This window comes from Planctomycetota bacterium (assembly GCA_016125255.1).
Classification (GTDB): domain Bacteria; phylum Planctomycetota; class Phycisphaerae; order Phycisphaerales; family Zrk34; genus RI-421.
In genome coordinates this window covers 1-10,151 of the sequence record WGMD01000027.1, presented here as the reverse complement: position 1 = coordinate 10,151, position 10,151 = coordinate 1, and the positions used below count along the sequence as shown (strand labels likewise).

Below are 10,151 nucleotides of genomic sequence, written 5' to 3'. Positions count from 1 at the left end.
TCGACGTCCCAGCCGAGCCGTTGCTTGAAGACGCGGTAGCGCAAGCGGTACATCTCGGCGAGGTCCTCTGCGAACTCGCCGTAACGGTCGGGAGTGATGAGCTGCATCATGTTCGCCTCCTACGAAGATTAGCCTTCGCGTATTTGAGGCGAGCCGCCGGGAAGAAACACCCTGTGCAGTTGCACAGGGTGACGGTGGATGGCCTATCAGTGCGAAGTTGGCCTGGATGCGGACAGGCGCGCCACGGCCTGGCAGACCGTGCGGACGTCGAGCTTCGCTTTCGCGTTATCGAGGTGAAACGCGGCCGTGCGGCGGGAGATGCCGAGGATGCGGCCGATCTCCCAGGCGGATTTGCCTCTGGCGGCCCATTCGAGGCACTCGAACTCGCGCGGCGACAGAGCGGCGCCTTCGACGACGCGGTCGGCGACGAGCTTGCGGCGGGCATGGGCATGAAAATACATCGCCATGAGCTGCAGGACCGGCGCATGGGTCTCGATGCTGCGGCGGAACGCTGGATGGCGCTGGTCGGCGGCGAAGGTAATGGCCGCGACCGGTCCCTGGCCGTCGTGGATCGGGATTGTGAAGCCGCAGCGGATGCCGAAGCCGGCGGCCTCGTCGAAAAACCGCTGCTGCGGCGGTGTGAGTTCGTTCAAGTCTACGCCGTGGCCCCACTCGAACGGATCCGGGGCACGCGCGGCTCGGAGAATGACCGGGTCGACGCGCTCGTAGTGGCTTTCAACGTAATGGCCGGTCCAGGCGACGGGATAGGTGGAGATCACCTGCGCGTCCGCGCCGCGCCGGCGGGGCATGGACAGATAGGCGAAACAGCGCAGGTCCAGGGCGGCCGCCGCCTCGGCCATGGCCTCCTGCAGGCCCTTGTGGTCGACGCTTTCCCAAATATCGTCGATGAATCTTTGGAAGATGCGATGCATTTGGACATCTCCCGACTACCCGAGCGAATCCCTCCTCTTTTCATGGCGAGTGGAAGCCGTATGCGATCCAGAGCGGCCATCCGACGACTATGTAGTGACGCAATCCGGAACGTCCAGTGCTTAAACGACCATGCGAGAGCGAGGACTTAAATCTTTGTTTGAACGGCAATCGGCCAATCTGTACTGGAAATTTCTGCGAGCACGGGAAGGCGACGTCTGCAGACCTCTTTGGTGCGGGGCGCCGGTCCTTGGGAGATCGCCGCGGAGGCCAAGAGGCCTCGTTGTGGGCACGCCGAGCCGGATGGGTCGCACCGGAATTTCGAGAAACCCTCAGGCGAAAACGACGGAACCATGACATCGGCAAGAACAAGGACACGCGCAAGCGTGCAGCTCTGGGCGCTGCTGGCGGGGGTCGCTCTGCTCGTGGCGGGCAACGGTCTGCAGGCTACGCTGCTGGGCGTACGCGCGGGGCTGGAAGGCATGGCCGATGAGACGATTGGCGTGGTCATGTCCGCTCACTTCGCCGGTTTCGTCGCCGGTTCGATCTACGCGCCCAGCCTGATTCAACGCGTCGGCCACATTCGCGCTTTCGCTGCCCTCGCCTCGATCGCGTCGGCCATCGCGCTCTGCTTTGCGATCTTCGTCACGCCGCCGGCATGGCTCGCCTTCAGGGCGCTGCACGGCGCCTGTTATGCCGGGTTGGTGATAGTCGTTGAAAGCTGGCTCAACGCCTCGGTCAGCCGCGAGCGGCGCGGTCGGGTGCTGGCGCTGTACATGATCGTGATGTACGGGAGCTGGGCGGCGAGCCAGCTATTCCTGACGCTGACGCCGGCAGACGGGTTCGTTCTGTTTTGTCTTGTCTCGGTGTGCCTCTCGCTGGCTCTGGTGCCGATCACGCTTACCGAGGCGGGCATTCCCGGGGTGGTGGCAGCCCGCGCCTGAGGCTGGGCCAGCTTTACGCCCTGTCGCCGCTGGCCCTGGTCGGCGCCTTCGTTCTCGGCCTCACCGTCAGCGCATTCTTCGGAATGGCACCGACCTTTGCCCAGTCGATCGGCTTGGAGAAAGACGCCATCGCGATCTTCATCGGGGGCATGTTGACGGGCGCGCTGATCCTGCAGTGGCCGCTCGGCTGGCTCTCCGACCGAATGGACCGACGATACGTCATCGTCGGGACATCTGCGGTGGCCGCCGCGACCGCCGCTCTTATAGCGACCCACTCCCAAGCGTCGCCGGCCCGTCTGGTCGGGCTGTCTTGTCTCCTTGGCGGCGCGACGATGCCGGTCTACTCCCTTTGCGTCGCCCATCTTAACGATCATATCGAAGAAAACGAGTTGATCGCCGCCGCCAGCGGCCTCGTGCTCGTGTACGGGATCGGCTCCGCCGTGGGACCTTTTGCGGCGAGCGTGGTTATGGGGGGTCTCGGCCCAGAAGGGCTGTTCGTTGTCATCGCCGCCGCCATGGGTGCCTATGCCGTCTACAGCGGGTACCGCCTTACCCAGCGGGCGGCACCGGCGCCTGAAGACAAGGAAAGCTACACGGCCGTGCCGCAAACCAGTCACGCCGCGCTACCCCTGCATCGGCATGGTACCGGCAAAGCCAAGGGTGAGCCGGCACCGCGCTAGGACCAGAAGGGCGCGCCTCTACCGATTCAGCAGCCAAAACAGGAAGCTCAGTGCCAGGCTCACGGGCAACGACGTCATAAGCGGGAGGTAGACGCGAAAGCCCTCCCGCTCAATGACGATGTCTCCCGGCAATCTGCCCGGGCCCAGCTTTCCCAGCCACGGCCAGAGGAGGCCGGCGATCACAAGGACGATGCCGAGTACAAGTAGAATCCGGCTCATCGCGACCCACCCGTACCACCATTCCCACACCAGGCTCAGTATCAGATGCCCGGCCAGCGGTACCGGGGTGGTCTCGCAACCGGCATGATCGTGGCCGGCACAACCACCACGCGGGCTGCCGGGCGCAACAGCGGTGGCGACGAGATTTCGCCGCGGAGCCCCATCAGTCGACGAATGCGCTCCTCCGTCGGGGGATGGGTGCGAAGAAGAGACGGATCCGGCACGCGTCGGCCGGGGAAGAGCACGCTTTCCCAGAAGCGCCCCTGCCAGCTCTCGAGTTCGGCGAGCGCTGATGCCAGCCACTCCGTCTCGCCTGTCAGTCTGACGGCGTCGAGATCGGCATCGAACTCGCGCGCCCGCGAAAGCGCGAGCTGAAGCAAGTCCATAAGCGTCGGCGCAACAATCAAGAGCAGCACGAGCACCCAAGGCACCACACCGCCGTCGGCGGCGATCAGCGGAAGGTTCACCGCCAGCAAGAAGATGCCGAGATAAGACATCAGCGCGGTGACCCGGCTCATCGCATCGGCAAGATTCATGACCCACAAGTCATTGTTCGCGATATGGCTCACCTCATGTGCGAGCACACCGACAAGCTCGCGGAAGGTCAGGTTGCGCAACATGCCGTCCGTCACCGCAATTGCTGCGGCGTTCCGGTTGCCGACGGCGAAGGCGTTGAGCATCGCGCTTGGCACGTAGTAAAGGCGGGGCGGCGCCGACAAGTCGGCGCGCCGGCTGAGTTCCGCCAAGGCGACATAGAGCTCGGGGAACTCCGTGTGGCTGACGGGTCGCGCTCGATAAAGTGAAAGTACGAGAACCGGCGGCATCGCGGGCGAAAGCACCATCGCGAGGGTCGTCCCGGTGAGCCCCCAAACGATCCCTTCCGCTCCCCAAAGAGTCCACGCGCAGGCGCTCACGATCAGCGCCATCCCAACAATCAGGAGCGCCGAATGGAAGAGGTTGCGTAGCTTGTGCAGGGCGTGGGCGCTCATTGCCCTATTCCTTGTCCGGACACGCGGCCGCCGGCGCCGGCGCATCAAGGGCAAGCAAGGGCTCCTCGCCGCGAAGCGTGCGGGTGTGCAGCCACCTGAACAGAAAGAGGGGGAGCAACGTGGTAAGGGCGATCACGAAGACCATGACGGCGTAAACGTCGCCCGTGAAGACACCCGCGCTGCGACCGAGCTCGGCAAAGATCAGACCGACCTCACCCCTCGGCACCATCGCCGTGCCGATCATTACGCGGGACGGCCATGGTGCCGGGATCAGCAAGGGCCCGATCAGCTTACCGAGCACAGCTGCGACAAGCAGGCACGAAGAGAACGTCCAGACGAAGGGCTCGTCCCAGCGGACCAGGCTGAGGTCCAGCGAGAGGCCGACGACCACGAAGAAGAACGGCGTGAAGAGGTGGATGATCGGCTTCATTTGCGTCTCGACCTTGTGCGCAAAGTCCCGGTCCACCCGGGGGACGACGCCGAGCGGCAAGAAGAATCGACGAGAGAGGGAAAGGCCCGCGGCAAGGCCGCCGAGGATGGCGGGTGCACCGACCAGGGTCGCGAGCCACGCAAAGAAGAACACGAGTGCCGCGATGACGGTTGGCACCAGGCCGGGAATGCGTCCCATCTCATCAAGCCTTCGGACCGTCCAGGTGAGCGGATGGGCGATGAAAGGTGCGAACACAAAGAAGCCCACAAGAAAGACGAAAACACGTGCCGTATCGGTCCAATGGACGGCACCCTCGGTGGCAAACTGATGGACGAGCACGAGCAGCAATACGCTGAGCAGGTCATCGACCACTGCCGCGCCGATCACGATCTGCGCTTCCGGGCTCTTCTGGCGGTTCAGTTCCGAAAGGACACGGACGGTTATGCCGGTGCTGGTCGCGGTGAGCGTGGCGCCGACCAGGAGCGCGACAAGGAACGAGGCGCCGAACACCCAGTAGGCAAGCGCAAAGCCGAAGCCGAGCGGGAGAAGAAGGCCTGCAACTGCGACGGCCACGGCCTTGCCTCCCGTGCGGACCAGCCTCGCAACATCCGTCTCGAGGCCGACCTCAAAGAGCAGGAACGTGACGCCGATCTCGGCAAGGAGCCTTAGCATCTCGCCCGGCTCGAGCCATCCGAGCAGGCTGGGGCCGAGAATGACGCCGGCAACCAGTTCGCCGATCACCGCCGGCATGCCCGCCTTGACGGCGACGGCCGCGAACAGGCGCGCCGATAGCAGGACCGCCACCAGCTCCAGGAAGAAGCGATGATCGTCCATCGTTTCACCCCAGCAGGTCAGCGGACGACGACGAACAGCTCGGCGCCATTCCGGTAAAGGTTCAGCGCGATGACTGGTCCGGCCTTGTCAATCGCACGGGAAAGGTCATTAACTGACTTCACCGGCTCCCGGTTGACTGCCATGATCACGTCACCCGGACGCAATCCCACTCGCGCGGCGGGACTGCCGGGCGCCACCTGTGACACGGCGACGCCGTCGATCACCCCGTAGCCGTTCATTCCCGGCTTGAGCTCCTCGAACTCGGCGCCGGCGAGCGCGCGGCCAATCCTGCCGGATGGCGCCGCCGACACCCGATCCCCCGGCCCTAGACGAGCGGCGACGGTGACTTCTCTTCCATCGCGCAAGAGGGTGAGCTCCACCTCCGAGCCGGCGCGTGTCAGCCCGATGGCATTTCGCAAGTCGGCGGAGTCCTTGACCGCACGGCCGTTCACCGCGACCACGATATCGCCTGGCCTGAGCCCTGCTCGCTCGGCCGGCGTGCCTTCTTCGACACTGGCGATGACGGCACCGGCGGTCCGCGTCAGCCTCAGAGCCTCGGCAAGATCGGGCGTGAGATCCTGAATAGTCACGCCGAGCCGGCCACGCCGGACTTCTCCGTACTCGATCAACTGCTCCATGACGGCGCGTGCCATGTTGACCGGGACCGCGAACCCGATGCCGACGTTGCCGCCGGCAGGCGCGAGGATGGCAGTGTTGATGCCGACGAGACGACCGTCCAGCGTGAGCAGGGCACCGCCCGAATTGCCGGGGTTGATCGGGGCATCGGTCTGGATGAAGTCCTCATAGCCTTCGATGTTAAGCCCACCACGGCCAAGCGCACTTATGATGCCCGAAGTGACGGTCTGTCCGAGGCCGAACGGATTACCGACGGCGACTACAAAGTCACCAACCTTAAGTCGATCGGAATCGCCAAATGACACGGCTGTCAACGAGTCCGGCTTGATTTTTAGCAAGGCGATGTCGGTTGCCGCATCGCTGCCGACGAGCTTGGCGTTGAATTGACGCCGGTCCTTCAGGGTAATGACGATCTTATCTCCGTGCTCGACCACATGATGGTTGGTAAGAATGTAGCCTTTCGATGCATCGACAATTACACCGGAACCGGCGCTCATTTGGGGCGTGCTTCGATGTTCATCAGGCAAATTGAAAAAGCGCCGAAAGAAAGGGTCCTGGTACAGAGGATTGTTTTCTATCGGCCGCTCGGAAACGACCGAGATGTTCACCACGGCGGGCGTTACTTTCTCCAGCAACGGCGCAACGGTGGGGATACCGCGGCCATCGCCTTCTCCCGCGAGCGGCGCGCCAGCGTCCGCGCGCCACGGCATGGCAAGCGCGACCACAATAATTATCGCCTTGAGAATCGATGAGCTGGCTCTCGTCATGCTTCGTACTCCTGGTCTAAGAGCTGGTCATTGGAAGATGTCTCCCTGTCGCGATGAAAAGTCGGTTGCGAGCCGCTGCAGAGCGCTGCCGTGATCGGCGCCGGGGCATCGGCTTCCAAGGGAAAGGCCGAAGATGCCGGCTTCCCGGCAGCGAGCCGGTCTATGAACGCGCGGTGCCAGGCTTGCGCATCCTGTTTCCGGAGTCTCTGCAGCAGGGCGTCATGCCGAGCCAGGCGCTCGTCGAGCGGCATGGTCAGGGCCTGGCTGATCGCGTCGGCGGTGCCGTCCACGTCGTGCGGGTTGACGATGAGCGTTTCCTTCATCCCCTCAGCCGCGCCAGCAAAGCGCGAGAGGACGAGGACACCGGGATCGGCCGGATCTTGTGCGGCGACGAACTCCTTGGCGACCAGATTCATCCCATCGCGCAAGGGTGTGACGAGGCCGACCCGGCTGGCACGAAACAACGCCGCGAGCGTGGATCGCGCGAGCGGCTTCACGTGGTAGCGGATTGGTGTCCAGTCGAGGTCGGCGAAAACCCCGTTGATCTCGCCGCTGAGCCGGTCCAGCTCCTCACGCGTGATGGCGTACGGGCCGAGCTCTTGGCGGCTCAAAGGCGCGATCTGCAAGAACGATACTTTGTTTCGCCACTCGGGAACGCACTCGAGAAGGCTTCGGTAGGCGGCGAAGCGATGCGACAAGCCTTTCGTGTAGTCGAGGCGGTCGACCCCGATGATGAGGTCGCGATCCTGCAGCGCGCCCGTCAGCCTTTCCACGTGGTGGCGCGCTTTCGGTGAAGTCGCCAGCTCGGCAAAACCATCGACGTCGATGCCGACCGGAAAGACGCCGACTTGGACAGATTGGCCGAACGCGTCGATCTGGCCGTGCCCGTCTTGACGCGCACCCGCCAGGCTTTCCATGGTTGAAAGGAAACACGCCTTGTCCGTCTCCGTCTGGAAGCCGAGGAGATCGTAGGCGACGAGCGCGCTGAGAATCTCATCATACCCGGGCAGAGAAGAGAACACTTCCTTCGGCGGGAAGGGAACGTGAAGGAAGAAGCCGATCCGGTGCCGGCATCCCAAGCGGCGCAGCTCGCGCGCCAGCGGAATCAAGTGATAGTCGTGGACCCAGATGAGGTCGTCTTCTCGCAGCAACGGGACCAGAGCCTCCGCGAATCGCCGGTTGACGGCTTGGTAGGCCTCGGCATAGCTGTGCCGGAACTCGACCAGGTCGGTCCGATAGTGAAGGATCGGCCACAGGCAGCGGTTGGCGTAGCCGAGATAGCAGTCCTGATACTCCCGCGGCCTCAGATCGAGCGTCGCGAGGTCAACATTCTCAGCCCTTCGATTCTTGGCAGGGCGGCCATCGGCGTCTCGACGAACCTGACCGCTCCATCCGAACCAAAGGCCGCGTCGCACGCGGAAGATCTCGTCCAGTGCGACGGCCAGGCCCCCAGCCTGCCCGTCCTGGTCAGGGTCCGCCACGCGGTTGGAAACGATGACCAGACGCGAGGTCGACGCGTTGCCGTCTGACCGAGCCGCGCGGCCGCGCGCAGCGAGGCTCGCCGGGAACCGGAGCTCGGCTTCATCGGGAGCGAGGCGATCGGCCGCCTTTCTTCCCGTCGAAACCGTCCCTTCGCGCTGCGTCTGGTGAGGTGCATTCAGTTTGTCTTGTGGTTCCTCCGGTTTGCACATCACGGCCTCCATGGTCTCGCATCGGCCGTCCCACCTCGCTGTCCTGGCGTGGTCGGACTACCCGCGGAGCATGGGCACAGGGGCCTGACGGCCCTTGGGCCGTCAGGCCGTGCACCGCTTCACGACGCCTTCACCTCGATCTTCCGAACCTTCGCCTGCGCCTCCGGCGTCTTCGGCAGCGTCACCGTCAGAACGCCCTTCTTGAACTGCGCTTCTGCCTTCCCGGAATCGACGCCCGGCGGAAGGGGGATGCTCCGGTAGAACGAACCGTAGCTGCGTTCAGCGAGGTAATAGCCCTTCTTCTTCTCCTCCCGCTCCGCCTTCTTCTCGCCCCGGATGGTGAGAACGTCATCGCTCAGGCTGACATCGATATCCTTCTCGTCCATACCCGGGAGCTCGACGGAGACATCGACAGCCTCGTCGGTCTCGGTCACGTCGGTGCGCGGGCCCGTCACCGACAGCAGCCCGTTGGAAACGCCGACGGAACGGTCGAACCGGCTCCAGAAGTCGTCGAAGACGCGGTTGATATCCCGCTGCAGGTTCAACAGCGGATTGTCGCCGTCTCCTTGCTGCCGCGCGACCTCATTGCGGTCGCGGCCCCAGGGAATGAGATCACTGATCTGCATTTCAACCTCCTTCTCTTGCTTGCTCGACGCCGACGGTGTCAGGGGGCCTTGACCGTGATCTTCCGGGTCTTGGCCGACTCCGCCTTCGGCATCTTCAGCGTCAGAACGCCATTCTTGTGACTGGCCTCGATACGGTCGCGGTCGATCTCCTCGGAGAGGGTGAAGACGCGCTCGTAATTGCCTTCGCCGTACTCGGCATGCACGCGCCGATAACCGTCGTGCGCCTGCCGACGGACATGACCGCGGATAGTCAGGACGCGGCGTTCCAGGTTGACGTCAACGTCCGCGGGCGGGACGCCCGGCATGTCCGCGACGACGACCACATGGTCCTCGGTCTCGTAGATGTCGGTATCGGGCCTGTAGACCACCGCGGAGCGGGTCACCTCTCCCTGCTCTGCGGGCGTGACCTCGCGTTTCGCCGTGGTCGTCATTTCCTGGGCCATGGTTGCCTCCTTTCCGTAGCCATTACTTTCCGTTGATCGCGATCTTGCGCGGACGGTCCGCCTCGGGGCGCTGCATCTCAACCTCGAGCACACCGTTGTCGAACTTCGCCTGGACCTGGTCCGGATCGACCCGGAACGGCAGGCCCATCGTGCGCGAAAAGGTGCCATAGGGTCGTTCGCGACGATGCCAGCCAGCGTGTTCGGCTTCTTCCGCCAAGCGCCGCTCGCCGCTTATGGTGAGCGTGTCCTCGCGGATGGTGAGCTCCACGTCCTCGGCGGAGAGGCCCGGCAGCTCCGCCGTCACGACCACGCTGTTGTCTCCGATCCAGAGATTGACCGGCGGATAGGCCTGCGCCGCGGGAAACACCCCGGCGTTGTCGAAGAGCCGGTTCATTTCGGCTTGAAGCTGCCGCATCTCGGCGAAGGGATCCCAGCCGGTGCGGCCCATCTGTGTCAGCTGCATTGCTCTTCCTCCTTCGTTCACAATCCCTCTCGGCCAACCGCGCATCGCTTCTGCACGCGCAAGCGCATGCGCGCGATCGCTCGCTGGCGATTGTGGACCCTCAAGGTGCGGGGGTGTCCTGCCGGGCCGGGAGGAAGAGCAAGAGATGGACAAGGCCCGACTTTGTTCGACGCGGCCCAGCTACAACCGAGCCGAGCGACAATCAATGACTAGGCGCACATCCTTCCGTCGCGAAGCGACGTGCCGGCGCCCAACCCTGCCGGTCGGACTTGCCATTTCTTGCCCCGGGACCCGTCAGTGGCATCCCGCAAGTGCCGATTTGGGCGCGATTTCCCGCTTGTCAAGCCCCCTTGCTTAACCTGACCGTTGAATATTGAACCGGCGACTGGAGGACTATATCAAAGCGGGTTTTGCCTTTCATTTCAGGTCCGGCCGCGAGGCCCCATGGGGAATCCGTCATGGAACGCAAGACACAAATCAATCTCTGGTATGTAGTTCT

Annotated in this window: 12 protein-coding genes; 2 read left to right on the top strand and 10 right to left on the bottom strand. The window is 63.9% G+C overall.

Annotated features, from left to right (window positions below; all coding sequences use genetic code 11):
* Together GC162_17840 and GC162_17835 are read right to left on the bottom strand one after the other, a co-directional pair.
* Positions 1 to 110 (bottom strand): conjugal transfer protein TraI (locus GC162_17840; GenBank protein ID MBI1370501.1); only part of this gene is annotated, 110 nt, incomplete at its 3' end.
* A gap of 96 nt (positions 111 to 206) precedes the next feature.
* Positions 207 to 932, bottom strand: coding sequence for a LuxR family transcriptional regulator (locus tag GC162_17835; protein ID MBI1370500.1), 726 nt, complete (start codon positions 930 to 932; stop codon positions 207 to 209).
* A 351-nt stretch (positions 933 to 1,283) separates the two neighbouring features.
* Here GC162_17835 and GC162_17830 point away from each other — a divergent pair, with 351 nt between their 5' ends.
* Both GC162_17830 and GC162_17825 read left to right on the top strand, forming a co-directional pair.
* The gene (locus GC162_17830) at positions 1,284 to 1,874 is read left to right on the top strand and encodes an MFS transporter (protein MBI1370499.1); all 591 of its coding nucleotides are present in this window, start codon (positions 1,284 to 1,286) and stop codon (positions 1,872 to 1,874) included.
* Positions 1,727 to 2,554: an MFS transporter gene (locus tag GC162_17825; GenBank protein ID MBI1370498.1), complete on the top strand. Its 828-nt coding sequence runs from the start codon at positions 1,727 to 1,729 to the stop codon at positions 2,552 to 2,554. The genes GC162_17830 and GC162_17825 overlap by 148 nt, the downstream gene beginning before the upstream one ends.
* An 18-nt stretch (positions 2,555 to 2,572) precedes the next feature.
* On the opposite strand, the gene GC162_17820 is transcribed toward GC162_17825, so the two are convergent.
* From GC162_17820 to GC162_17785, 8 genes are all read right to left on the bottom strand, one after another.
* Positions 2,573 to 2,773: a DUF2905 family protein gene (locus GC162_17820; GenBank protein MBI1370497.1), complete on the bottom strand. Its 201-nt coding sequence runs from the start codon at positions 2,771 to 2,773 to the stop codon at positions 2,573 to 2,575.
* Positions 2,774 to 2,814: 41 nt separating this feature from the next.
* Positions 2,815 to 3,762, bottom strand: a complete 948-nt coding sequence (locus tag GC162_17815) for a M48 family metalloprotease (GenBank protein MBI1370496.1) — start codon at positions 3,760 to 3,762, stop codon at positions 2,815 to 2,817.
* A 4-nt stretch (positions 3,763 to 3,766) separates the two neighbouring features.
* On the bottom strand, positions 3,767 to 5,026 hold the full coding sequence (locus GC162_17810) for a cation:proton antiporter (protein ID MBI1370495.1): 1,260 nt from the start codon (positions 5,024 to 5,026) through the stop codon (positions 3,767 to 3,769).
* A gap of 17 nt (positions 5,027 to 5,043) precedes the next feature.
* On the bottom strand, positions 5,044 to 6,429 hold the full coding sequence (locus GC162_17805) for a Do family serine endopeptidase (GenBank protein ID MBI1370494.1): 1,386 nt from the start codon (positions 6,427 to 6,429) through the stop codon (positions 5,044 to 5,046).
* Entirely contained in the window at positions 6,426 to 8,120 is a 1,695-nt protein-coding gene (locus tag GC162_17800; protein MBI1370493.1) for an alpha,alpha-trehalose-phosphate synthase, read from the bottom strand. Before GC162_17800 ends, GC162_17805 begins: the two co-directional genes overlap by 4 nt.
* A gap of 119 nt (positions 8,121 to 8,239) precedes the next feature.
* The gene (locus tag GC162_17795) at positions 8,240 to 8,746 is read right to left on the bottom strand and encodes an Hsp20 family protein (protein ID MBI1370492.1); all 507 of its coding nucleotides are present in this window, start codon (positions 8,744 to 8,746) and stop codon (positions 8,240 to 8,242) included.
* Positions 8,747 to 8,784: 38 nt separating this feature from the next.
* On the bottom strand, positions 8,785 to 9,177 hold the full coding sequence (locus tag GC162_17790; GenBank protein MBI1370491.1) for an Hsp20 family protein: 393 nt from the start codon (positions 9,175 to 9,177) through the stop codon (positions 8,785 to 8,787).
* Positions 9,178 to 9,211: 34 nt separating this feature from the next.
* Positions 9,212 to 9,637, bottom strand: a complete 426-nt coding sequence (locus GC162_17785) for an Hsp20 family protein (protein MBI1370490.1) — start codon at positions 9,635 to 9,637, stop codon at positions 9,212 to 9,214.
* Positions 9,638 to 10,151: the final 514 nt, after the last annotated feature.